Here is a 24837-nt window from a genome sequence, read left to right on the forward strand (position 1 = left end):
ATGCTCGAGTTGAAAGACAAAGACCTTTTCCAACAGGCCGGCCTGATCGACGGAATCTGGTCGCGCGCAACTTCGGGCCAGACGGTGAGCGTCGCCAATCCCGCGACCCAGGAGAAGCTCGGCACTGTTCCGGATATGGGAACCGCCGAGACCCGCGCGGCAATCGACGCAGCCGCGGCGGCTTTCGGCCCGTGGAAGAAGAGGACGCATGCCGAGCGCGCCGTTCTGCTCGAGCGCTGGTATGCGCTGATGATCGAGAACCTCGAGGATCTTGCGCTGCTCATCACGCTTGAACAAGGCAAGCCGCTCGATGAATCGCGCGTCGAGGTCCGCTACGGTGCTTCCTTCGTCAAATGGTTTGCCGAAGAGGCCCGCCGCATCGGCGGCCATACCATTCCCTCGCCGACGCCAGATCGCCGCATCGTCGTGCTCAAGGAGGCGGTCGGCGTCTGCGCCATCGTCACCCCGTGGAATTTCCCGATCGCCATGATCACCCGGAAAGTGGCGCCCGCCTTGGCGGCCGGCTGTACGGTTGTCATCAAGCCTTCGGAGTTCACGCCTTACTCGGCGCTCGCCATGGGTGTGCTTGCCGAGCGCGCCGGCATCCCGGCAGGCGTGATCAACATCGTCACCGGCATGCCGGCGGAGATCGGCAACGAGTTCATGGCAAACCCGACGGTTCGCAAGATCTCCTTCACCGGCTCGACCCGGATCGGCTCGCTGCTGATGCGCGGCGCCGCCGACAGCGTGAAGCGGCTCTCCCTCGAACTGGGCGGCAATGCGCCGTTCATCGTCTTTGACGATGCCGATCTCGATCTCGCGGTCGAAGGCGCAATCCTGGCCAAGTTCCGCAACGGCGGCCAGACCTGCGTCTGCGCCAACCGCATCCTGGTGCAGGCCGGGGTGTATGATGCCTTTGCCGAGAAGCTCGGCGCCCGCGTCAACGCCATGAAGGTCGGTCCGGGAACCGAACCCGGCAATGTCATCGGCCCGATGATCAACACTGCCGCCATCGAGAAGATCACCCGCCATGTCGACGACGCCCTGGCCAAGGGCGCCAAGATTTCCGCCCGGAACAACTCGGTGGCGGAAGGCTCGCAATATGCCGCGCCGATGGTGCTGACGGAGGCGACGACCGAGATGCTGCTCGCCAGCGAAGAAACCTTTGGCCCCGTCGCCCCGCTCTTCCGCTTCGAGACGGAAGAAGAGGCGATTACAATCGCCAACGGCACCCCCTTCGGCCTGGCTGCCTATTTCTACACCGAAAACCTGAAGCGCTCCTGGCGCGTCGGCGAAGCCCTCGAATTCGGCATGATCGGGCTCAACACCGGCGCGATCTCCACCGAAGTCGCCCCCTTCGGCGGCGTCAAGCAGTCCGGCCTCGGCCGGGAGGGAGCGCAGGCCGGCATCGAGGAATATCTCGAAATGAAGAGCTTCCACATCGGCGGGCTGAGCTGAATCTGAAGCGATGAGAACCAGCAAAGTGGTGGCGCACGCGTGCGCCACATCTTACGTCACCGCCATCGCGACACGCATCTTGGCAATCTTCGGCTTCGGTCGATCCGGCTGCAGGCCGGCCCCTCGAGCTTTACATCTCTGGAGAGTTCGCGCGATCGGAGATCGCTTAGGCACATCGATTGCCACCAGCGGCGGATGGCGTTGACCGCGAAGCTGGCCTTGTCGTAGTCGATGCTGACACTGACCCAGCCGGCATTGTCGGCGATGTCATAGACCCCGTAAGGAAGCTTCCCGATATTGCGACGATCCTTGGGGTTCCCATGTTCTTCCTTTCGGTCGGTTTGCAGGACTGCGGGCAGGCTATAGCGCAGCCCCGTCGGTAACGACTGGGTAAATTTCGCCGATATCCCTCGTGCCCGGTTGACGGCCTTCGATCGCAAGCCTCGCCGCGGCCTGTTGAAAGGCGGTGTTGAGAGGTGCTGCGACACCGTGAATTCGTCCGAGCCTGACGATTTCGCCGTTCAGGTAGTCGACCTCGCTTGAGGTGCCGCGGGTGAAACTTTGCCAGGTCGATTGCTGGCCGGGCTTTATGCCGCTCTCTGGTGCGACACGCCAGGATGAGATGTCGATTTTCCACTCCGAGGGGGTCGCCGGATCGTAGCCGGCAGCAATGAGAACGGCGCGCGCCTCTTGCGCCAGGCCGGCTGCGGCCTTTGAGCGGAGTTCGGAAGGGCCTGCGAACAGCTCGACCGCATTGGTGACGTTATGCTCCAGCTTGGCCGCCTTCCATCGCTGGATGTCGGGGCGCGCCTCAGTGAGATAGCCCGCCTTTGCAAGATCGGCGACGATCGACAAAGCCGTGTCATCGAGCCCTTCGGGGTAGCGCCCAAGGGCGACGATGCCGACATTCGGCTCGCCTCCGACGACCACCTCGCCGGTGACGGTGTAACGCGCCGGAATGCGGATACTCGCCGCATAAACACGATCGAAGCGCCGCAGCGCGATGCCTTCCGCGGCCAGCCCGTTTTGCAACGTCACGAGGGGCAGTTCCGATGCAAAGCCTGCACCCTCGATCTGCCGCCAGGCCCAAAATTCCGTGGCCGACTCGACATCCTGTGCCTTGACCGCAAGGACCAGAATATCACCCGGACGAAGCGCCGGTGGCGAAGCCGTATCGGCGGTGTTGAGCCGGAGCACACGATGTCCGCCCGGCCGGCGATACGAGAGACCGTGAGCGGCGATATGGACAATCTGGGCGCCGCGCCCAACGAGCACGTAGGGGATGCCATGCGTCTCGAATTCGGCGGCGAGGCTCGCACCGACCGCGCCGGCGCCGATGATGATGTAGCGTTTCATAATCAGGCCGTCTTCAATACAGTGAGATTGACCGGAGGCGCCAATGACGCGTCCGTTTCGCTCTTCCAACGTTCGAAGGCGGCGCGCCCGAGAATGGCAACGGACGTGTCCTCCTGCGGGGCATGGACGAGCACCGACTGAATGTCCCGGAAATGGCGTTCCAGCCCCAATTCGTTCCCGAGGCCGGGATTGCCGATGCCGCGCACGGCGATCTGCACAGCGTCGCGCAACTGCCGGCCGGCAAGCAGCCGGGCCCGGATGTGCTTTTCTGCCTCGGCTTGCTTGTCCTGCAGGGCATCGAAAATGATCTGCCGGGCGCCGGAGACGAGAAGATCGATTTCGCCGGAGAGCGTCACGAAGCGTTCGGTGCGGGCGATCGGATGGCCAAGGTTGGTCGGAATACGCTCATGAGCGAAGCGGATGAACGCCTCCTGTGCCGCTTCGGCCACCCCGAGATAGAGCGCGGTCAGCGCCAGTGTGATTGCCGCGTGGGCGCGATTATCCTGCTGTGCGATTGACGGATCGACGAGATCGATAACATTTTCGAGCGGGATTTCGACATCGGTATATTCGACATCGTGGGAGCCGGATGCACGCATGCCAAGGCTGTTCCAGTTCTCGATAACGCGTATGCCCGGAAGCTTGTTCGGAACGACGAATGTTGCGACCCGGGTAGGTGTTTCATCGGTGTGGGCCCAGACCAGGAAATGGGTTAGACCGTGCGCGCCGGTGACGAAGCGCTTGCGGCCTGTGATTGACCAGCCGGATGCGGTGCGACGGGCAACCGTCGCCGGCAGGCCGCCACGCGCGGGCGAGCCGAGTTCCGGTTCGACACGCGCGGCATTGAGCAGCAGCGGATGCTGCTTGGCCTCAGCAAGCAGGCGCTTGTAGAGGTCCTCGGGCCAATGGCTTTTGGTTGCCTGGCCGAGGTGGTTGAAGATCGTCATGGCGCTGATCAGCGCGACCGATGGGTCACCGCGGCCGAGGGCCGCAAGGATCGTTGCGGCCTCGTGGAGTGTTGCGCCGGCGCCGCCATATCTCGCCGCGACTGTGCTTTCGAGCAGGCCGCTTTGATGAACCACCCGGATCCCCGTCCAGGGAAAATCCCCGGTCCGGTCCGCCTCGGGAGCTGCATCCGCAAGAGCACGCGTCGTCGCGCTCAGCAGACTTGGATCGAAAGCTGTCTCTCGCGCGGTCATCAGGCGGCGGCCTTCTTCTTTGCCTCTTCCCGCTCGCGTATGCCCTCGCGCACCAAGGGCAGGATATAGCGCCCGTAGTCGACGGCATCGTTGAAATTGTCGTAGCCGCGGATGGAGATCAGGTCGGCGCCGAGATCGATATAGTCGAGGATGGAATCGGCAATCGTGCGCGGCGATCCGACGAGCGCGGTGGTCGCCCCGGAGGCATTGGTCGCCGTGACCGTCGGATACCACAGGGCGCGATCATGGACGTCGCCGCGTGCAGCAATGTCGAGAAGCCGCTGCGAACCGACATTGGCGGGGCGAGGGGCTGAGGGGGCCACGCGATGAAGGCCCCTTTCCCGGTTGTCCTTGAGACGGTCGAGCACCCGATGGGCCTTTTCCCAGGCAAGCTCGTCGGTTTCCGCAACGATCGGGCGGAAGGTCACCCAGATCCGCGGCCGGTCGGTCCTGCCGGCCTTTGCTGCCTCGGCGTAGATGCGTTCGATCTGCTGCTTGGTTTCGGCCAGCGGTTCGCCCCATAGTCCGAAGATATCGCCGAGCGAGCCGCCGATCCGGTAGGCGGCGTCCGACGACCCGCCGACCGATATAGGGATGGTTCCATTCGTCGGACGAACGGCGCTGCGGAACTGCTTGAACTGGTAATATTCGCCGTTGAAATCGAAGGGCTCGGTCGAGCTCCATGCAAGCCGCAGGATACGAATATATTCCTCCTGCCGCTCGTAGCGCTGCTCCTTGTTGAGGAAGTCGCCCTCGCGGGCCTGCTCGTCATCGCTGCCGCCGGCAATGAAGTGGACGACCACCCGCCCGCCGCTCAACTGGTCAAGTGTGGCAAGCGATTTGGCCGCCACCGTCGGATAGACGGTATTGGGCCTGAGCGCGACGATGATCTTGATGTTCTTCGTATGCGCAAGGACGGTGGCGCCAATGGTGAAGGGGTCGAAGGAGGAGGACGAGTAGGGGATCAGCGTATAATTGAAGCCGTAGTCATCGAGCGCGCGCGCATAGCGCTCGAGATAGCGGGGATCGACCGGAGCGTCCGGGATGGGATCGAGATCGTTCGAGGCGTTGGGAAAGCTAACGCTGATGAATTCCGCGGACATGGGAGCTCCTCTGATTGTCGAATGCTGGACGAAAGTTAGGCGGCAGCTAAAGAGTAAGGAAGACAGGTCTTTCTATTTCTACTGAAACTATAGAAAATATTCTCTAATCGCTCGCGTGGAAGACCTGGTTAAGCGAAGGCCTTACAAGTCGGGAGACCAGCCAAGGCTTGGGGCGACGGTTCCGGCGAGATCGGTGAGGAGCCGGATGTTCTCGGCGAGACCCAAGGCAGGCGGCAGGAAGAGGACGACCTCGTCGGCCGCGGCAAGGCCGGGATCACTGAACACGGCTTCGATGACCTGGTCCGGCGTGCCGTGGAAGACCGGTGAGATCTGGCTTCCCGGCGGCTGGTTGGTCCGCGAGCTCGGCTCAAGTGCGCCTTTCGGCCGCGATGCTGCGATGCCTTGGGTGCGACGCTCGAGATCATAGGCGGCGTATTGTTCGCGAAGTTCCGGCGTGGTGCCGACCAGGATCGACGCTGCCACCGCAACAGGCGGCGGCTCGCTTGTCCGTTCCCTTCGCCAGGTGGCTCGGAAAGCCTCGATGCAGCGGGCCTGGTAGGCTCCGAAGCTCTCGCCGTCGGCGTGGTCATGCTGCACGGTTCCGGCGATCAGCCCGATGCCGAGTTCGGCGGCCTGGATCGCCGATCCAAGGCTGGCGGAACCCTGTCTGATGCGCGAGCGAAGGGTCGGACTGTGCGGCGTCACCCTCAGTTGGCTGCCCTCCGCGGCCCCCTGGCCGGATTCTGCGACGGTGTGCAGAACCTCGCCTGCGATCGCGGACAGGAAACGGGCCTGGCGGCGCTTGGCTTCCGTCCGGGCATCGGTTTCGACCGTGCCGAAGACGGCATCGAAGGCAGCGTTGGAGCCGGTCGAGATCGCCAGTTCCAGCCGGCCGCCGATCAGGAGATCTGTCGTGCCTGCGGCTTCCGCCAGCAGGATGGGATCCTGATAGCGCATCGGAATGACGGCCGAGCCGAGCACGATATGACTGGTATGCTGGCCGGCTGCGGCAAAGAAAGGGAGCGGCGAGGACAGATAATGGTCGAAATGGCGTTGATAGGCCCAACCCGACTGGTAGCCCAGACGTTCTGCCGCCTTGAAAAGTTCGATACCCTCCCGCAGCCCGTGAGCCGGGCCGGTCTCGTCGGTGAACGAGACGCGCGTGTTGAAGCCCAGCCGCTTCTTCGGACGGAATGACGCGGACGGTGCCGCGGCAGGGGCGATGACGGTCATGCGATCTTTTCCTCGTTGAAGATCTGCCGCTGCTGCAGGGGCTGGGTTCGCGCAAAACGCACGGCCCCTGACGGGATCGATTCCAGAAGCGAACGGGTATAGGGCTGGCGGGGTGTGTCGAAGATCTCTCCGACGGTACCGTGCTCGACGATGCGGCCGCGCTGCATGACGGAGACCGTGTGGGCAAGCTGGCGCACCAGCGCCAGATCATGCGACACGAAGATATAGGTGAGGCCGAGCTTGACTTGCAGCGCCAGCAGCACTTCGACGATATCGGCCTGAACGCTGACGTCGAGCGCGGAGGTGGGCTCGTCAAGCACGATCACATCGGGTTTCAGGACAAGCGAGCGGGCAATGGCAACGCGCTGGCGCTGGCCGCCGGACAAGGCGGCGGGCTTGCGGGATAAGAGATGCTCCCCCAGCCCGACATCTGCAAACGCCTTGCGCACCGCAAGCGCCCACTCGTGATCTGTCCCGATCTTGAAGCGGTCCAGCGGCTCGCGCACGAGCCTCTCGACGTTCCAGGTCGGATCGAGCGATGTGAAGGGGTTCTGATAGACGAGCTGCAATTGGCGCCAGACAGAGCGCAGCTGTTCGGGTGACTTGCCGTTGACCTGTTCGCCGCCGACCGCGATCTTGCCGGTATCGGGCTGCTCAAGCCCGAGCAGAAGCCGGATCGCCGTTGTCTTTCCGGATCCGGATTCCCCGACCAGCGCATGCGTCGTTCCCGCCTGAACGTCGAACGAGACGTCGTTGACGGCGGTCAGAACCTTGCCGTCGACAGTGAAGGTCTTCGTTACGCCACTGACCTCGATCTTTGGTGTCTTCTCGCGCCTGGCGCCGAGGTGTCGGAAACCGGGCTCCCGCAACTTCCGGTACCGGTCCGGGTTGAGGGCTGGCACGTCACCATGGAGTTTTCTGGCGTAGGTCGAGGAAGGGGCGGAGAATACCGTAGCGGTGTTTCCAGCCTCCTGGATGGCGCCGTCCTTGAGAACGACAATGGAATCTGCGCGCTCGGCTGCGATCGCCAGATCATGGGTGATCAGGAGAAGGCTGATTTGCAACTCCTCCTGCAGCTTCGACAGGAGGTCGAGAATACGTTTCTGGATCGTCACATCGAGCGCGGAGGTCGGCTCGTCTGCGACCAGCAGCGAGGGCCGCGGCAGAACGGCGAGCCCGATCAGCACGCGCTGGAGCATGCCGCCGGAAAGCTGATGCGGATAGGAGTCGTAGACACGCTGCGGATTGTCGAGCCCGACCTGCGCGAATGTCTCCAGAACGAGTGCCTTGCGAAGCGCCTTGTCCGGTTGGTCCAGCAGTGCGGCGGCTTCCATTGCCTGCGCGCCGATCGTGCGGACCGGGTTCAGGGAATTGCCGGGGTCCTGCGGCACGAAGCCGATCCTGCGTCCCCTGAAGGGGCGGAAGCGGCGCTCCGGAAGCCGCAGAAGCTCCTGGCCCTCGAATTCGACGCGGCCGGTAGCATGTCCCGTCGCCGGTAGCAGCCGCAAGACGGCGCGGGCGATGGTGGATTTGCCCGATCCGGATTCGCCGATCAGCGCGAGACCTTTGCCGCGTTGAAGCTCGAAGCCGACATTGGTCACGACCCTGTTGGCGCCGTAGGCGACCGACAATCCTTCGGCCCGCAAGAGCGGGGTCGACGGGCGGTTTGAAAGCATGGTCAGTCTGTCTTGCGGAGCCATCGGCTGATCCTGTTGACGGAGAGAACGGTTGCGATCGTGACGAGGGCCGGGGCGTAAACCAGCCACGGCCATTTGAGGTAATCCTTGCCGATCGAGATCAGCAGGCCCCAGTCGGAAGCAGGCGGCGGGTCGCCGTAGCCAAGGAAGGCAAGGCTGGCGATCACCAGGATGGAATCGCCGAACTGGAGGACGGCAAGCGGCAGCACCGATCGCGATGCGTTCGGGAGCACGTGGCGCCACAGAATGTGCCAGCGCGAGCCACCGAGGAGAAAGGACGATTCGACGAATGTCGCCTGCCGGGTCTTGATGACTTCGGAGCGCATCACCCGGGCAAAAAGGGCAACGGCGGAGACACCCGTCGCGATTGCCGCATTGGTCGTGTCGAATCCAATTGCGGTGACGACGATGACGGCAAGCAGGAATTTGGGGATTGCCAGCAAGACATCGACGAGCCGGGCAAACACCGTGTCCACCCAGCCGCCGAAGAAACCGGCCAGCAGTCCGACAACACCGCCTGCAACGACGCCGATGACGACCGCGATCAATGCGCTCGCCACCGATGAGGCCGTGCCATAGACGACGCGGGCGTAGAGATCGCGGCCGAGATGATCGGTGCCGAACCAGTGCGCCGCATTTGGGCCGAGCAATTTCTGGGCGGGGGTGTCGTTCACCGGATCGTAGCTCGTGAAGAGGCCAGGCGCCAATGACCAGGCGATCGCCAGGGCGACGACCAGGAACGACAGGATGACGAGCGGCGGCACGCGCAGGCCCGTCAGACGGCCGATCAGCGTCACACGCGGATTGGAAGAAAGCGAGGCGAGCGTCATGGGGTCACCGCCTTGGAGATGGGGAGAGAGCTGTCGTCGGCGCTCGTCGGACGGCGCTGCTGCGTCCCAAGGAGTTTCACGCGAGGATCGAGCAGCGGGTAGGTCAGGTCGGCGATCAGGTTGACGACCACAAAGACCACCGCGGCGAGCGAAACGACCGCCTGCAGCACCGGCAGGTCCTGCGTGCTGACCGACCGCTGTACCAGGCTGCCGAGCCCGTTCCGGCCGAACACTGTCTCGGTGATCAGGGAGCCCCCGAGCAATTCACCGATCGTTAGAGCGACGACGGTGATGACGGGCAGCGAGGACGGCTTCAGCAAGTGCATGACGAAGAGCCGCATTTGGCCGAGCCCGCGTCCGCGTGCGACGGCGGCATAGTCCTGGTCGGATTCGTGGTCGAGATTGGCAATCAGGACTTCGGCGATCTGCGCCGAGATCGGAATGCCGAGGGCGATCGCTGCGAAAAGCGTCGCCCAGAAACTGTCGGGCTCGATAACGCGAAAGACGCCGAGTTGAAAACCGAAGAGATGGATCAGCACCAGGCCAATCACGAAGTTCGGAACCGACAGGAACAGAGACGGGAAACCGCGGAGCAGTCCCTGGCCGAACCGCCGGGGCAGAAATTGTGTGCCGTAGGCGATGATTGCCGCCAGGAACAGCGCAACCGCAAGGCCCGCCGAGGCAAGCACGAGTGTCGACGGCAGAACCTCCGCGATCAGCGTCACAACCGGCCGGTTGGTCCGCATCGACAGGCCGAGATCGCCGCTCACAAAGCCGGAAAAGGCGTTCCAAAGCTGCACGGGGATCGGTTTATCCAGGCCCTGCGCAGCGATGATCTCCTTAATCTCATCCGGTGTGAAGCCGTTCTGAGGATTGTTCAGGACGTTGGTAATCGGATCGCCTGGCAGGATGCTGACGACGACAAAGGTGAAGACATAAGACAGCAGGATCACGACGATCGCCTGCAGGAGGCGCTTTCCGGCGTAGTCGAAATAGGCTTTGTTCATGCCCATCACCTCTGTATCTGTTGAACGGCCGGGCTATTCACTTTTCGTGGCGGTGTAGTAGCTGGCATAGGCGACGCCGTTGTAGACCTCTCCCTTGAGCCTCGGCGACTGCACGTAGATGCGCTGGACGATCTGGGTTCGCGGAATGAAATAGCCCTGGTCGAGGACGTATTTCTGCAGTTCGTCGAGCAGCGGTTTGCGCGCTTCGATGGAGCCGGCGCCGGCGATCTTGTCGCGCAGGTCGTTGAGGGTCTTGTCGCTCTCGTCGAGCGCGAACCAGTTCTCGCCATTGTTCGCATTGGTCAGGATGCTGGCGACGGTGCCGGCGTCGATGAAGGAGCGCGTCACCTCATATGCCGGTACGCCCGCGCCACCATACTTCACCTTCTGGCCGTAGGTGACGACGTCATAGGCACGGATATCGACCTTCCAGCCGATCTTGCCGAGCTGCTGCGCAATCAGTTCATCGATCGATTTCGATGTCGCGAGGTAGGGGTTGGAATTCAGCGTCAGCGACAGCGGCTTGCCATCCTTGGCGCGGATGCCGCCCGTTCCCTTCTTCCAGCCTGCCTCGTCGAGAAGCTTTTCTGCCTTTTCGGGATTGTAGGCGAGGAGCGTGCTCTGGTCGCTCGCACCTGGAACGTTGCTCTGGATGAACGACGTCGCAAGCTTCCAGTCGGGCGTGTAGACCGTGTCGATGATCTCCTGGCGATTGATGCCGGCCTGAAGCGCCTGGCGAACCTTTACATCGTCATAGGGCGCAAGCTTGGTGTTGATAGCCCAGCCGTTGACGAAGCCGAGATAGCGGGGCGTCGCCACGGTGAGTCCTTCCGACTTGAGGGACTCGAGTTCCTGCGGCGATGCGTTATAGGCAACGTCGGCCTGGCCGGACTGGACGGCGGCGACGCGCAGCGACGGTTCCGAGACGAGCTTGTAGGTGATCGTATCGAGATGGGCCGGACCTGTCTGGCCGACCGCCGCAGGACCCCAGTTGTAATCCTTACGCTTGATAAGCTTGACGTAGTCGCCTTCCTTCCAGGACTCAACGACATAGGGGCCGCTGCCGGAGGTCTTGCTGAGATCGGCCTGGCTGCTTGCCGGCGAGGCAATGGTCTTCGGGGAGACAAGAATCGAGCCATGATAGCCGAGCGTCGGAATGAACCCCAGCGTCGGCTTCTTGAAGAAGACCTTCACGGTTGTTGCATCGACGGCTTCGGCATGATCATAGGTCTTGGGAAAGAGGCCGATCGGATTGATGCCCTCGCTCTTGCGACCGGCATACCAGATGTCGAGATTGGCAACGACGGCCGCCGCATCGAGCGGGCTGCCATCGGAGAAGGTCACGCCGCTCTTCAAATGCAGGGTGAATTCGGTTGCATTGTCGTTCTGCTCCCAACGCTCGGCGATCCACGGACTGACCTTGCCGTCGGCATCGACATAAAGAAGCTTGTCGGTGACATGGCCCCAAATGTGGCCCTGAAAGCTTGAGATCGCACTGTTGTTGGGAATCCAGGTGTCGCCTAGCGAGTCGATCAGGAAGACGACATCTCCGCCGTCATGCGCTCCATCCTCGGCCAATGCCGGGGTTACACCCGCTGTTGCGACCAGAGCGGCAAATGCCAGTGCAGAGGTGGCGGTCAGCAGACGGCGCCGGGAAAGAAGAAGGCGAGAAGAACGGTCGTTCATGAAGCGGTCCTGTTTGGTTGCCGGGCTGATTACAAACAGGAGCCTATGTGAGCGGATCGGTTTCGAGAAAGACTGGTTGTTCTTTTTCTACCAAATTTGTAGATTATTTTATCAGCGCGATCCGAAGCGCTTGGATCAGCATTTCCGGGGTTGATCGCCCGGTGAGCGTGGTGGCTCTGCCAATCTATTCCTCGATGAACGTCATCCCTTCGAGAATGCGCACGGCCGGCAGTTCCCCGGCAAAGCGCTCGACATCGACCTTCGTCAGCTGCCCGGTCGAGGCCTGCGCGAGCTGAGACGTGCCGGCATCGCGGGTGAGAATATTCGGGTTGCCATGAATGCACATGGCGATCTCGGCATCCGCATCATCAGGTTCGAACCAAGCACCGGTGGCAAGCTGCATCACGCCAGGCCTTACATCCTCACTGATCATCGCAGCCGCCAGGCAACTGCCGCGAGCGTTGAACAGCCTGACGATGTCGCGGTCCGAAATACCGCGCTCTGCCGCATCGGCCGGGTTGATGCGTACCGGCTCCCGGCCGCCGATCTTGGTGGAACGACTGAAGTCACCATAGTCCAGCTGACTGTGAAGGCGCGAGTGGGGCTGGTTGCAGACGAGATAGAGGGGATAGTGCCCCTCCGCCGCCTTCGTCGTCGAATCCGGCTCAAACCAGCGTGGATGGCCGCGGCAATCGTCATAACCAAAACTCTCGATCGTTTCAGAGAAGATCTCGATCTTGCCCGATGGCGTCGGCAGCGGACTAGCGTCCGGATCGCCCCGGAATGCGCGCGCGGGCCCGCCATCGTCAGGCTTTACCGGTAGCAGCAGCTCTCCCTTTTCCCAGAACGTTTCGAAATCCGGCGCCGGATGACCGGCAGCGGCGAGTGCTGTTCGCGTGGTCTCGAAGAGGAAAGCCAGCCACTCGCGGCTCGACCGGTTCTCGGTGAATTCGCCGCGCTTGCCGAGACGTCCTGCGATATCAGCGAATATCTCGTAGTCGTCGCGTGCTTCACCGACCGGCTCGATCAGCTTCTTCATGGCGATCATCATCGGGTCGCGGTCGGCGGCACCGATATCGTCACGCTCGAGCGTTGTAGTCGCGGGCAGGACGATATCGGCGTAGCGTGCCGACGACGTCCAGGCCGTCTCGTGCACGATGATCGTCTCCGGCTTCTTGAACGCCCGGCGAAGCCTGTTGAGATCCTGATGGTGATGGAACGGGTTGCCGCCGGCCCAATAGACGAGGCGGATGTCCGGATAGCGCAGAGCCTGACCATTGTAGTGGAACGGTTCGCCCGGTTTCAGCAGCATGTCGGCGATCCGTGCGACGGGAATGAAATCCGGTACCGGATTGTGGAACTGCTTGAGCGTCGGCAGGGGCACGGCAAGCTGGCGCTTGCCGATATTGCCGAGGGCGCCGAGCGAATAGGAAAAGCCGCCGCCATCCAGGCCGATTTGCCCGAGCATGGCCGCCAGCACGATCCCCATCCAGACCGGCTGCTCGCCGTAGTCGGCGCGCTGCAGCGAGTGGCTGACGGTGATCAGCGTCCGGGCATTCGCCATGCTCCGCGCCAGATCCACAATCGTCTGGGCAGAGATACCGCAGATGCCCGATGCCCATTGCGGATCCTTTTCAATACCATCCTCGCGGCCCAGCAGATAATCCTCGAAGCGCGGATAGCCGACCGTATAACGGTCGAGAAATTCCCGATCATGCCGCCCCACGTTGACGAGGACGAAGGCGATTGAAAGCATGAGTGCGACATCGGTTCCGGGGATGACCGGCAGCCATTCCGCATCGAGATCACTCGCAATATCATCCTTGAGCGGGCTTATGAGGACGAAACGCGCGCCGCGCGCACGGGCACCGCTCAGGGCGGGGCGCACGACATGCCGGCTGATGCCGCCGCCATGGACATCGGTGTTCTTGACCGCCATGCCGCCGAAGGCAACGATCAGCTCGCTGCTGCGTTCGATCGCCTCCCAGGTGACGCTCTTTCGGTCGAAATGATCGTAGGGGCCGAGCACATGCGGAATGATGACCATCGCCGCGCCCGAACTGTAGGTATTGACCGATCTGACATATCCGCCGAGCACGTTGAGGAAGCGGTGGATCTGGCTTTGCGCGTGATGAAACCGTCCGGCACTGGACCAGCCGTACGAACCGCCGAAGATGGCCTGCGGTCCGGCTTCGCCGTAGACACGGCGAAGCTCGTTGGCGACCAGATCGAGCGCTTCCGGCCAAGTGACCTCGACATAGACGTCGCTCCCGCGCTTCTGCGCATTATCAGGCTTGCCTTCAAGCCAGCCTCGTCTGACGGCCGGGCGCCGGATGCGGGCGGAGCTATGGGCGATTGCGGGAAGATTGCCGAGCAGGAGAGATGGATGTGGGTCGGCGGGATGGGGACGGATTTCGAGCTCGCCGCTCTGGTGCCGTCCATAGAATGCGCCCCAATGAGAGCTGTGGGGTTTGAAGCCGTCCATCGCACCGTCTCCCGCGGCAAGGGTGGAAAAATCGACAGCACCTACGCGGGCAGGATCTTGCCGGGGTTCATGATGCCTTTGGGATCGATGGCGTTCTTCAGCAGGGCCATCAGTTCGACGGCGTCTCCGTGTTCCTGGCGTAGATAGCCGACCTTGCCCGTGCCGACGCCGTGTTCTCCGGTCGACGTCCCACCGACGGAGATTGCGTGTTCCACCATCTTCTTGTTGATGGCCGCGACCTCCGCGAGCTCCGCTTTGTTTTCCGGATCCACGGCGAAGACCACGTGATAGTTGCCGTCGCCGACATGGCCGAGAATGGCAGCCGGAACACTGCAGTCCTGCAACAGCGTGCGCGTCTTGAGAATGCAGCCGCTGAGCTCCGATACCGGAACGCAGACGTCGGATGACCAGCCCTTGGCATTTTGCCGTTGCGAGACGACTGCGTAGAAGGCGTTGTGGCGGGCTTTCCAGAGGCGATTTCGTTCTTCCGGCGCATTGGCCCATTCGAAGTCCTTGCCACCGTGATCCTTCACGATTTCTCCAACCAATTCGACCTGCTCCCGAACCGAGGCAGGGGATCCGTGGAACTCGAAGGCGAGGGTATCTTCAATCTTGAGAGAGAGACCGGAATAAGCGTTGGTGGCAGAAATCAGGCCACGGTCCATCAGTTCCATCCGGGCGACAGGGATGGCAAGCTGCACGATCGCGATCGCCGCGGCGACCGCTTGCTCCACGCTCTCGAACGAACAAAGGGCCGCCGAGATGGTTTCCGGGATGCCCTGCAGCCGCAACGTCACCTCGGTGATGATGCCGAGCGTGCCTTCAGAGCCGACGAAGAGGCGGGTGAGGTCATACCCAGCAGACGATTTGCGCGCCCGTCCGCCCGTGTGAATGACCTGACCTGTCGGCAGCACAACAGTTAGCGACAGCACGTTCTCGCGCATGGTGCCATAGCGCACGGCGTTGGTGCCCGATGCACGGGTCGCTGCCATGCCGCCAATCGAAGCGTTGGCCCCTGGGTCGATCGGGAAGAACAGGCCCTGATCACGCAGATAAGCGTTGAGCTGTTCGCGCGTGACGCCGGCCTCCACAGTGCAATCGAGATCTTCGGCACTGACGCGAATGATCTGCGACATCCGGGAAAGATCGATGGAAATGCCGCCGCGGACTGCCGTCAGATGGCCTTCGAGCGACGTGCCTGCGCCAAAGGCGATGACGGGGACATTTTCGGCCGCGCAGAGCCGAACGATCTCAGCCACCTCGTCCGTGCTTTCCGCAAACACAACAGCGTCTGGGATAGCCGGGGTATGATGGGATTCGCCGCGTCCATGCTGTTCGCGCAGCGCCTGCGATGTCGAAAAACGGTCGCCGAACCGCTCGAGCAGCATCTGCGAAAGGGTAGTAGAAAGCGCCCTCATCTGCCGCTTTGGTCCTTGCCGGCGCCTGTTTCGGCAGGCGTGTCGCCGGGCTGGCCCCATTCGGTCCAGGCACCGTCATAGATGGCGACATCGTCCTTGCCGACCAGATGCAACCCGAAGACAAGGGCTGCGGCAGTCACCCCCGAGCCGCAACTCGCGATCACGGGTTTGGAGAAATCGAGGCCGGCCGCTTCGAATGCCTTGCGCAGTTCCGAAACCGGGAGAACTTCGCCGGTGTGCGGGTCCGCCAGCGCGGTGAACGGCAGATTGAGACTGCCGGGAATATGGCCCGACCGCAGGCCTGGCCGTACTTCCGTCTCCTCAGCGGTAAAACGTCCGGCCGAACGTGCGTCGATCACCTGCTCGGCCTGGCTTTGCAGATTGTCGAGAAGTTGCGTCTTGGCGCGGACAGCGGTCGGGTCGAATGTAGCGGTGAAATGCGTCGGAGCAGGAGCGATGACTGCGTCCGTCACTGGCCGTCCGTCGGCCAACCATTTCTTGAGGCCGCCATCGAGGATCGCGGCCTTGTCATGGCCGAAAACGTGTAGGGTCCACCAGACACGTCCGGCCGACATCAGTCCCGGCGTATCGTAGACCACGACGACGCTATCATTCGAGATGCCGAGGTCTCCGGCGAAGCGTTCGAAGGCGGCTGGCGAGGGCAACATGTGCGGCAGGGTCGTCTCGTGATCGGCGATTGCATCGATGTCGAAAAAGCGGGTACCGGGAATGTGACGTGCGGCGAAATCTTCTGCAGCGATTGGTGTCACGCCGGGCAGCTTGAACGAACCGTCAAGAATGACGAGGGTCGGGTCATCGAGATGCGCCGCCAGCCATTCGGTGGAGACGAGCGAACCGGGCAAAGAAAGGGACATGAGAAGCTCCGGAATGCGGTCTTGAGCGCGCGGTGTATGATCCGGCGTAGCCTTTGCCGCGCCGGTCCGATAGGACGCCGATCAGGCGACCAGCCTTTCGCCATTCAGATGGCGTTCGAGGAAGGGCAGGCTGTCCTGCCCCCAATAGAGTTCATCCTCGAAGCGGAAGGTCGGAAGGCCGAAGACGCCGGCGGCCCTGGCGGTCTCGATGTTCGATGTCCAGATCGACTGGGCGGCGGGGCCCCCAGCAAAAGCCTCGAGTTCTGCGGCGTTCAATCCCGCCGCATTCGCAATCGCCTGACGCACTTCGAGCTTACCGATGTCCTCGCCGCGCGTCCAGAAGGCCTCCTGAAGGGCGCCGGTGAGTTTCAGCCAGTCGGCGCCATTTTCGATGGCGGCAATCACCAACAGGCCGGCCGGCGTCGGATCGGAAAGGGCAGCGCGATTTTCAAAATTGAGCACCTTGCCGCGCAGGGCCGCCCAGCGTTTCAGATCCTTGGTCCAGTAGGCGCGGCGTGCCTCCGGCCGGTTGCGGGAATAGATCGCTCCGTTGTCCTCGATCAGGGGGATGACATAGGGGCGGATCTTCGCATCATGCTGCGCCGCAAGTGCCTTAAACGGCTGAAGGCCGATATAGGCCCAGGGCGAGCCGATACCGAAGAAGTAATCAATTGTCTTTGCCATGGTCTGCTCTTTCAAAAGCTATGGTTGAGGAAATTGCTGCATCGAACGCCAACAGGGCGCAGTCACGAGCGACGAGAACGGCCTGCGGATCGCGCCCCACGGCGACCGTCGCAAGCGCGCCTTCATAAAGAAACGAAAGATGCGCGGCCGTCTGGCCTGTCGTGATATCGGCCTTCAACACGATGACGCGGAAAATGTCGCCGACGGCTTTCTTGTGGGTTCGTGCAACGGAGACGACACGTTCGGAATCGCCGTGCTCGGCGACCGCAAGTGCGAATGCACAGCCTCTAAACTCCGGGCTATCGGCTTTCTCATGCAACTGCTCGAAGATCAGCTTGATCTGGTCTCTTGGACGCGCCGCCCTCTCCAGAACCTCGTGCAGCGAACGGATGACCCGGTCGTGACGATGTTGCAGATAGGCGGCAACGAGATGATCCTTGGACGGAAAGTGCCGGTAGAGCGTTGCCTTGGCGACTTTCGCCTCGTCGATGATACGGTCGATGCCGACGGCGCGGATACCTTCACTGTAAAAAAGCGCGCCGGCAATGGTGAGAATCTGATCTGATATGAGCACTTTCATAGAACTGCTTCGGGTTGATATGTCTTCACCAAGGGCTCCCGAAGGGTGGTTCGGGGCTGCTCGGAAGCACGTAAGGTCTTCGATCAGCGTGGGACACGGTATCCATGAACAAAAGCGCTGAGAACGACGGGTCTTTCTTTTTCTATATAATTGATAGAAAATTATTTCCGGCCACGTGGAGAACTATTGCAAGATAATTGTTATCCGGCTCGTAGGTGTTTGACGCGGCAGGTGAATCATGTCGCGCAGCAGATCGGCCACCACGTTGTGGCCGATGCGATGTCCAAGTGCGCCGAGCGCTTGCCAGATTGCGTAGGCTCCTGGCCGTCCACAGCAGCGGCGCCATCGGATCGCCGCGCGTGGCCGGTTCGACCAGGTCCTTGAGGTCGGCCAGAAGCGTCGCATCCGTAGCGGCTAACGGACGCCGGCCGCCGCCTTGGCGGCGAACCCGACCCGAAGCCGCCTCCGGGGCGACCTCGCCGCGCAATTCCGCCAGACCCCGGGCAATCGTGCTGCGCGCCAGACTGGTGACCCGGGAGACCGCCGTCACACCGCCGCGACCGGCCCGCCAACGCTTCGGCTGCCGCAAAGCGCCGCCGCCCACGCTCGTCCAGAACCGGTTCAAGCGCAGCATAGCGCAGTTGGATGGAAGCCTCGTCGATCACACCGCGATTCTACCGGCTTCAAACCAAACGGGAATCCCACCCCCACCAAAAATCGACCGTCTCGATTCCATTATCAACAGAGCCTAAAGACCGAAAACGCCGGGCAGGCCGGAAATATTGGCGATCTCGACGTAGCCATAGAATGGGTTGGCGGGTTCGTGGCGGCGGTTGACCCACACCTTGTTCTTGATGCCGATATCGTTAGCCGACATAAGGTCGTAGCGGAACGACGAGGAGCAGTGCACGACATCTTCGGGGCCGCAGCCGAGCATGTCGAACATATATTCAAAGGCCCGCAGGCGCGGCTTGTAGGCCTGTGCCTGTTCGGCCGTGTAGACCGCATGGAACGGAGCGCCGAGCTTTTCGACATTCGACATGATCTGCGCATTCATCGCGTTCGACAGGATCACCAGCGGGATCTCCTTGGCAACCTTCGCAAGGCCGGCCGGCACATCCGCATGCGGACCCCAGCTCGGCACCCGCTCATAGACCATGCGGGCATCCTCGTCTTTGAACTTGACGCCGTTGCGCTTGCAGCTGCGCTCGAGCGAATTGTGAACGACCGCGGCATAGGGCTTCCAGTCGCCCAGAACCTCGTCGAGGCGATAGGCGGCGAAGTTGCGGATGAACTCGGCCATGCCAGCCTCGTCGAGCTGGTCGCCATAAAGGTCACGCGCCGCTTCCGCCATCTGGAAATTGGTCAGCGTGCCGTAGCAGTCGAAGGTGACGTATTTCGGACGCAACAGGGTCATGGGCATATCCTTTGGAGAGTGGAGCGAGGCATTTGACGCCATGATAGTCGCGGCCCGTCCCCCGGCTCGCCTGAATGTGGCGGCGATCGAAGCAGATTATTTCGTATCGAAAGGCGGCTTTGGCAGATGCTTGTGTCGCTTCCGCGCCGGCGGATGCCGAACGACGGCGAATAACGAGAAGAGGCGCCCGCGGATTCCGTCAAGGCTGGAGACGGAGCCCCGCATCCGCCTGGGCGATCGCAACGCCCGGAGTCTGAAGCCCGCATGCCAGCATAAGATGCGGCGGGCGACAAAGGGAAAACGATAAGATACCGCTCGGAGCGCAGCCTTCAGACGATTAGCCAACCCGCACTCCTTCACACTTCCATTCAGAAATGAAGGAAATGCCATGCAAACAAGCCAGATCGATTTTGCCGCTTTCGGCGCCGAACACCTCGGTGCCGCCGTCCACCTGTCGCGGCAGGCCGGCTGGCCTCATCGCCCTGAAGACTGGCAGATGGCGCTTGCCTTGAGCGAGGGCGTCGTGGCCATTGAGAACGACCGGGTAGTGGGCACCGTGCTCGTGACCCCCTACAAGCAGGATTGCGCCACGATCAATATGGTCATCGTCGATGAAGCCATGCGCGGCCGCGGTCTTGGCCGCAAGCTCATGCATGCCGCGATAGAGCTTGCCGGCGAACGGCCGCTCCGGCTTGTTGCAACCGCCGATGGCCTTCCCCTCTATGAAAAGCTCGGCTTCCGTCCGACCGGCCGAATTCTGCAGCATCAGGGCATCGCAGCGGAGATCGCCGCGCCGACGGCAACCTCAGCCGCCACCAAGAGCGATTTCACCACAGTCACCAAACTCGATCGGCAGGCCTTCGGCGCCGATCGCACCGATCTGATCGCCTATCTCGCCGAGGTCGGCGAAATCGCCGTGGTCCGCCGCGACGGACGCGTCACCGGTTTTGCAGTGCTTCGCACCTTCGGCCGGGGCGAGGTCATCGGCCCCGTTATTGCCGGGAACCTGGAGGACGCCAAAGCGCTCGTCGCGCATTTCATCGCCCGGCGGCCCGGTATGTTCCTCAGGGTCGATACGACAGCGGCCGCCGGCCTTTCCGACTGGCTGGCCGAACAGGGCTTTTCCCATGTCGGCGGCGGCATCGCCATGATGAAGCCATCGATTCCAGGCGCCGAATCCGTCGCCACCATCTTCGCCCTGGCCAACCAGGCGCTGGGCTGATCCGGAGAGTATCATGTACAGCAATTCTCTTGTCGAACTCGACCGCGCCCATCTGGTGCACCCGGTCGCCTCCTACCGCAATCACGAAAAACTCGGCGTGCGTGTGCTCGCTTCCGCCAAGGGGGCGACGGTGACCGATGCTTCCGGCAAGCAGCTGGTCGACGGCTTTGCCGGCCTGTGGTGCGTCAATGCCGGCTACGGTCATGAATCGATCGTCGAGGCGGCAGCGCGGCAGATGCGCGAACTGCCCTATGCGACGACCTATTTCGGTCTCGGCTCGGAACCGGCGATCCGGCTAGCCGCGGAATTGGCCGAACGGGCGCCGGGCGACCTCGACCATGTTTACTTCACCCTGGGCGGATCCGATGCCGTCGACAGCACGGTCCGGTTCATCCGCTACTACTGGATTGCCCGCGGCCAGCCGCAGCGCGACCAGTTCATCTCCCTCGAGCAAGGCTATCACGGTTCATCGACCGTCGGGGCAGGACTGACGGCGCTTCCGTCGTTTCACGCCGGCTTCGGCATTCCCTTCGACTGGCAGCATAAGATTCCCTCCCACTACGCCTATCGGAACCCTGTCGGCCAGGATCCGCAGGCCATCATCAATGCCTCCCTCGCAGCCCTGCGGCGCAAGGTTGAAGAGATCGGCCCCGAACGTGTCGCCGCCTTCTATGCCGAACCGATCCAGGGGTCGGGCGGGGTGCTGGTGCCGCCGAAGGGCTGGATGAAGGCGATGCGCGCGCTCTGCAGCGAACTCGGCATCCTGTTTGTCGCCGACGAAGTGATCACCGCTTTCGGCCGCACCGGCCCGCTCTTTGCGTGCGAGGAGGACGAGATCGTTCCGGACTTCATCACCACGGCGAAGGGTCTGACCTCCGGCTATGTGCCGATGGGCGCGGTCTTCATGAGCGACCATGTTTACCAGACGATCGCCGATGGCGCCGGCGGCGCGGCCGTCGGTCACGGCTACACCTATTCGGCCCATCCCGTCAGCGCCGCTGTCGGCCTGGAAGTGTTGAAGCTTTACGAAACCAGCCTGCTGGCGAACGGCCGGAAGGCCGGCGTACGGCTGATGCAAGGGCTTGAAGGCCTCAAGGACCATCCGCTCGTCGGCGATGTGCGCGGTCGCGGCATGCTGGCCGCCGTCGAGCTGGTGGTCGACAAGGAAAAGAAGACGCCGTTGCCGGCTGCCGCCGAACCGGCGCGCCGGGTCTTCGACCGCGCCTGGGAAAACGGCCTGGTCATCCGTGCTTTCGCCAACGGCGTCCTCGGCTATGCGCCGCCGCTCTGCTGCACCGACGCCGACATCGATGCAATCGTCGAGCGCACGCGCAAAACGCTTGATGACACGCTTGCTGACCCCGATATACGCGCGGCCTTGCGGGGCTAAAAGGTGCGAAGCGCTTTTCCCAGGCAAGCGCGAAGCGCCTTTGCCGGGAATGCATAAAAACAAAAGCTGAGAGCGGTTCTGTGTTCCGTGAAAAGCTGAACTTTAAAGCGGAAACAGGCTCGTCAATGGCATATGCGCTTTGACGATTGGCGACTTCAAGACGACGAAGCTGAAATACTTGTCGATGCCGATCTCCATGTCGGAGAGCCGCTCCATGATCGTCTGGTACTCGCCGATCCCGGCAGTCACGAATTTCAAAAGATAGTCGTAGCCGCCGGAGACCAGATGGCATTCGATCACCTGGTCGATCTTCTCGACCGTCGTCAAAAACCGGGCGAAATCGATCTGCCGGTGGTTCTTCAGGGTGATTTCCGTGAATACGGTCAGCGTCTGTCCGAGCTTGGCGACATTGATCTGCGCGGAATAGCCCTCGATATAACCTTCCGATTGCAGCTTCTTCACCCGCATCAGGCAGGGGCTGGGCGAAAGATTGACGAGATCGGCGAGCTCAACATTGGTGACACGGCCATTTTTCTGCAATTCATGCAGAATTTTAATATCGATCCGGTCGAGTTTCATCCGTCCACTCCGCCTGTCGAAGCTGTCAAGGGCCGCAGCATATTGTGCCGCCACCCTCGCGACAGTAGCACAGCGAAGCCTCATGTCGATCGCGTTTCGTGGGCTCGGAGAGGGACGAACGGGATGCGGCGGGGGCTGCAACAGAATTTTATGCCGTCTGACCGGCGATGCCGTGACGTGTGACGCCATTCGGCCGGTCGCGATTGCAGCAGTCGTCTGCCCGATCAGACGTTGGAGGAATGGATTGCGTCACAGACGGCGTCCGTGACTTGCCTGGTCGTGGCGGTGCCGCCGACGTCGGGTGTGAGAATGCCCGCGCCTGTGACCGCTTCGATGGCGCGCATCAGACGGGCCGAGGCCTCCTGCTCGCCGAGATGATCGAGCATCTGGGCGGCGGTCCAGAAGGTCGCGACAGGGTTGGCGATGCCCTTGCCTGTAATGTCGAAGGCCGAGCCATGGATCGGTTCGAACATCGAGGGGAAACGGCGCTGCGGATCGATATTCGCGGTGGGCGCGACACCGATGCTGCCGGCGAGCGCACCGGCGAGATCGGACAGAATGTCGGCATGCAGGTTGGTCGCGACAATCGTGTCGAGACTCTCAGGCTTCAGCACCATCCGCACCGTCATGGCGTCGACCAGCATCTTGTCCCAGGTGACGTCGGGGAACTCGGCAGCCACCTCAGCAGCGATCTCGTCCCACATGACCATGCCGTGGCGTTGGGCATTCGATTTCGTCACGACCGTCAGCAATTTGCGCGGCCGCGCCTGCGCCAGCTTGAAGGCATAGCGCATGATGCGGGTGACGCCGACGCGCGTGAAGATGGCGACCTCGGTTCCGACCTCCTCGGGCAGGCCGCGGTGGGCGCGGCCGCCATGGCCGGAATATTCTCCTTCGGAATTCTCCCGGACGATGACCCAGTCGAGGTCGCCGACGCCGCAATTGCGCAGCGGAGGGGTAATGCCCGGAAGGATTTTGGTCGGCCGAACATTGGCATATTGGTCGAAGCCTTGGCAAATCGGCAGCCTGAGCCCCCAGAGGGTGATATGATCGGGTACGTCAGGCGCTCCGACGGCGCCGAAATAGATCGCGTCGAATTTCTTCAGCCGCTCGAGCCCGTCGGACGGCATCATCACGCCGTGTCTCTTGTAGTAGTCGGAACCCCAATCGAAGTTTTCGATGGCGAACCTGACATCGCCGAGACGTTTTTCCAGACTTGCGAGCACCGTTCGCCCTGCGGCAATGACTTCAGGTCCGATCCCGTCCGCAGGGATAGCCGCGATAGAATATTCACGCATTGATGGTCTCCGGTAACTCTTGCGCGCCGTCCGCCTCACACTCGCGCAGCGCGCGATGGATCAATCCATTGGGAACCGTCGTTGTGCAACATTTTTAAGTTACGCGCCGCGGAAAAGGCCCGTGCTTGGCAGCCTCACGGGGAAAGCCGGTTTGGCTTTCGCGGCCCACAATATTGCGATAGCGGCATGGCATCCATCATCTCTTTAGGTTTTGCTAACATAATCTGATTCCACCGTGATTCTGAGATGCCTGGAACAGTCGGATGAACAATATATCGGAACGGCTCGCGGGTTTGAGCGAGGAGAGCGCAGTCCTGATTGCGCTTTACGATCAGGATGATCGTTTGCAGTATGCAAACGCGGCCTTTCGTGCCACCTACGCCCTGGAACCTGAGGAAACGCCCTTGTGGGCCGATCTCATGCGGCGAAATACGCAGGCGGGGAAGGGCACGATCATCAAGGCGACCGACTTCGAGACATGGCTGGTCTCGGCACAGTCGCGGCGTGGCAAGCTCCCGTTCCGTGCCTTTGAAACCGATGTGGCCGACGGCCGATGGTTCTGGATGACCGAGACCGTCCAAGCCGACGGTTGGATGTTATGCATTGCAAGCGATATCACCCATATCAAGACGAGCGAGCGCGACCTGAGGCAGGATCGCGATTTTGCGTTGCGGGCTTCGCAGACGGACGAACTGACCAGCATCTCCAACCGCCGCTTCATGATGGCGGCGCTCGACAGCATGGTCGCGCGCCAGGCATCGGCGGAATCGGCCAGCGGCTGCACCTGCATCATGGATCTCGACTACTTCAAACGCATCAACGACCAATACGGACACCAGGCCGGCGACGGCGTGCTCATCGATTTTGCACGCCGCGTCCAACCTCTGGTTCGCCGCCGCGACAGCTTCGGGCGCATCGGCGGTGAAGAATTCATGTTGATTTTGCCCGATACGACGCTCGGGCAAGGCGAACTGATCGTCGACCGGATCCTGAAGGCGGTTCGAGGTGCGCGGCCCATCCGCTCGGCGCCGACATTCTCTTATACCTGCTCGGCTGGACTCGCCGAATTGCGCCCGGGCGAGACGGCGCGCGAGTTATACGCCCGGGCGGACGAGGCGCTCTACCATGCAAAACAGAGCGGTCGAGATCGGTTAAAGATCGTCGCCTAAGTGCAAAAGTTCTGGAAGGCGGATTGTGTCGAAGACAGAATCGATCAAAAGGCAGAAGAGGCAACGCGGCCGTCGCGACGCGATCATAATCGCCTGCCCAGGCCGCCGGCCTATTCTTCCGCAATATTCCAGCCGCCGATGCCGTACACTG

Annotated in this window: 20 protein-coding genes and 2 pseudogenes; 4 read left to right on the forward strand and 18 right to left on the reverse strand. The window is 62.1% G+C overall.

The window, feature by feature from the left end; all coding sequences use genetic code 11:
• Positions 1-1458 (forward strand): NAD-dependent succinate-semialdehyde dehydrogenase, encoded by a 1458-nt coding sequence (locus tag CO666_RS11010; protein WP_097612100.1) that lies wholly within the window; start codon positions 1-3, stop codon positions 1456-1458.
• 173 nt (positions 1459-1631) lie between these two features.
• On the opposite strand, the pseudogene CO666_RS11015 reads toward CO666_RS11010, so the two are convergent.
• From CO666_RS11015 to CO666_RS11090, 16 genes and pseudogenes are all read right to left on the reverse strand, one after another.
• Positions 1632-1898: pseudogene (locus tag CO666_RS11015) on the reverse strand (ISAzo13-like element transposase-related protein); the annotation flags it as partial.
• Complete coding sequence (locus CO666_RS11020; protein WP_097612101.1) at positions 1819-2814, reverse strand: ketopantoate reductase family protein; 996 nt, start codon at positions 2812-2814, stop codon at positions 1819-1821. The pseudogene CO666_RS11015 and the gene CO666_RS11020, both read right to left, overlap by 80 nt.
• A gap of 2 nt (positions 2815-2816) precedes the next feature.
• A complete protein-coding gene (locus tag CO666_RS11025; protein WP_097612102.1) occupies positions 2817-4013 on the reverse strand; it encodes an acyl-CoA dehydrogenase family protein in 1197 nt (398 codons plus the stop codon).
• Positions 4013-5116, reverse strand: coding sequence for an LLM class flavin-dependent oxidoreductase (locus CO666_RS11030; RefSeq protein ID WP_097612103.1), 1104 nt, complete (start codon positions 5114-5116; stop codon positions 4013-4015). The genes CO666_RS11025 and CO666_RS11030 overlap by 1 nt, the downstream gene beginning before the upstream one ends.
• A 141-nt stretch (positions 5117-5257) precedes the next feature.
• Complete coding sequence (locus CO666_RS11035; RefSeq protein ID WP_097612104.1) at positions 5258-6349, reverse strand: LLM class flavin-dependent oxidoreductase; 1092 nt, start codon at positions 6347-6349, stop codon at positions 5258-5260.
• Complete coding sequence (locus CO666_RS11040) at positions 6346-8049, reverse strand: ABC transporter ATP-binding protein (protein WP_097612105.1); 1704 nt, start codon at positions 8047-8049, stop codon at positions 6346-6348. The genes CO666_RS11035 and CO666_RS11040 overlap by 4 nt, the downstream gene beginning before the upstream one ends.
• Complete coding sequence (locus CO666_RS11045; protein ID WP_097612106.1) at positions 8028-8876, reverse strand: ABC transporter permease; 849 nt, start codon at positions 8874-8876, stop codon at positions 8028-8030. The genes CO666_RS11040 and CO666_RS11045 overlap by 22 nt, the downstream gene beginning before the upstream one ends.
• Positions 8873-9883 carry an ABC transporter permease gene (locus CO666_RS11050; protein WP_097612256.1) on the reverse strand — a complete coding sequence of 337 codons (1011 nt, stop codon included), beginning with the start codon at positions 9881-9883 and terminating at the stop codon, positions 8873-8875. Before CO666_RS11050 ends, CO666_RS11045 begins: the two co-directional genes overlap by 4 nt.
• Positions 9884-9916: 33 nt before the next feature.
• On the reverse strand, positions 9917-11569 hold the full coding sequence (locus CO666_RS11055; protein ID WP_097612107.1) for an ABC transporter substrate-binding protein: 1653 nt from the start codon (positions 11567-11569) through the stop codon (positions 9917-9919).
• A gap of 184 nt (positions 11570-11753) precedes the next feature.
• Entirely contained in the window at positions 11754-14054 is a 2301-nt protein-coding gene (locus tag CO666_RS11060; RefSeq protein WP_097612108.1) for a molybdopterin guanine dinucleotide-containing S/N-oxide reductase, read from the reverse strand.
• Positions 14055-14095: 41 nt separating this feature from the next.
• Complete coding sequence (locus tag CO666_RS11065; protein WP_097612109.1) at positions 14096-15472, reverse strand: FAD-binding oxidoreductase; 1377 nt, start codon at positions 15470-15472, stop codon at positions 14096-14098.
• Entirely contained in the window at positions 15469-16347 is an 879-nt protein-coding gene (sseA, locus tag CO666_RS11070; RefSeq protein WP_097612110.1) for a 3-mercaptopyruvate sulfurtransferase, read from the reverse strand. Before sseA ends, CO666_RS11065 begins: the two co-directional genes overlap by 4 nt.
• An 81-nt stretch (positions 16348-16428) precedes the next feature.
• A complete protein-coding gene (locus tag CO666_RS11075; RefSeq protein ID WP_097612111.1) occupies positions 16429-17031 on the reverse strand; it encodes a 2-hydroxychromene-2-carboxylate isomerase in 603 nt (200 codons plus the stop codon).
• Positions 17015-17611, reverse strand: a complete 597-nt coding sequence (locus CO666_RS11080) for a TetR/AcrR family transcriptional regulator (RefSeq protein WP_097612112.1) — start codon at positions 17609-17611, stop codon at positions 17015-17017. The genes CO666_RS11075 and CO666_RS11080 overlap by 17 nt, the downstream gene beginning before the upstream one ends.
• A gap of 237 nt (positions 17612-17848) precedes the next feature.
• Positions 17849-18276, reverse strand: a pseudogene (locus CO666_RS11085) (ISAzo13-like element transposase-related protein); the annotation flags it as partial.
• Positions 18277-18359: 83 nt separating this feature from the next.
• Positions 18360-19028, reverse strand: coding sequence for a haloacid dehalogenase type II (locus tag CO666_RS11090; RefSeq protein ID WP_097612113.1), 669 nt, complete (start codon positions 19026-19028; stop codon positions 18360-18362).
• Between the two features lie 388 nt (positions 19029-19416).
• On the opposite strand from CO666_RS11090, the gene CO666_RS11095 reads away from it, so the two are divergent.
• Positions 19417-20250, forward strand: coding sequence for a GNAT family N-acetyltransferase (locus CO666_RS11095; RefSeq protein ID WP_097612114.1), 834 nt, complete (start codon positions 19417-19419; stop codon positions 20248-20250).
• A 13-nt stretch (positions 20251-20263) separates the two neighbouring features.
• Positions 20264-21640, forward strand: coding sequence for an aspartate aminotransferase family protein (locus tag CO666_RS11100; RefSeq protein WP_097612115.1), 1377 nt, complete (start codon positions 20264-20266; stop codon positions 21638-21640).
• Positions 21641-21742: 102 nt separating this feature from the next.
• Here CO666_RS11100 and CO666_RS11105 read toward each other — a convergent pair whose 3' ends face one another.
• Positions 21743-22219, reverse strand: coding sequence for an Lrp/AsnC family transcriptional regulator (locus CO666_RS11105; protein ID WP_097612116.1), 477 nt, complete (start codon positions 22217-22219; stop codon positions 21743-21745).
• Between the two features lie 224 nt (positions 22220-22443).
• Positions 22444-23517 (reverse strand): tartrate dehydrogenase, encoded by a 1074-nt coding sequence (locus CO666_RS11110; protein WP_097612117.1) that lies wholly within the window; start codon positions 23515-23517, stop codon positions 22444-22446.
• Between the two features lie 263 nt (positions 23518-23780).
• On the opposite strand from CO666_RS11110, the gene CO666_RS11115 reads away from it, so the two are divergent.
• A complete protein-coding gene (locus tag CO666_RS11115; protein WP_097612118.1) occupies positions 23781-24686 on the forward strand; it encodes a sensor domain-containing diguanylate cyclase in 906 nt (301 codons plus the stop codon).
• Positions 24687-24837 lie beyond the last annotated feature (151 nt).

This window comes from Rhizobium chutanense (genome assembly GCF_002531935.1).
Taxonomy (GTDB): Bacteria; Pseudomonadota; Alphaproteobacteria; order Rhizobiales; family Rhizobiaceae; genus Rhizobium; species Rhizobium chutanense.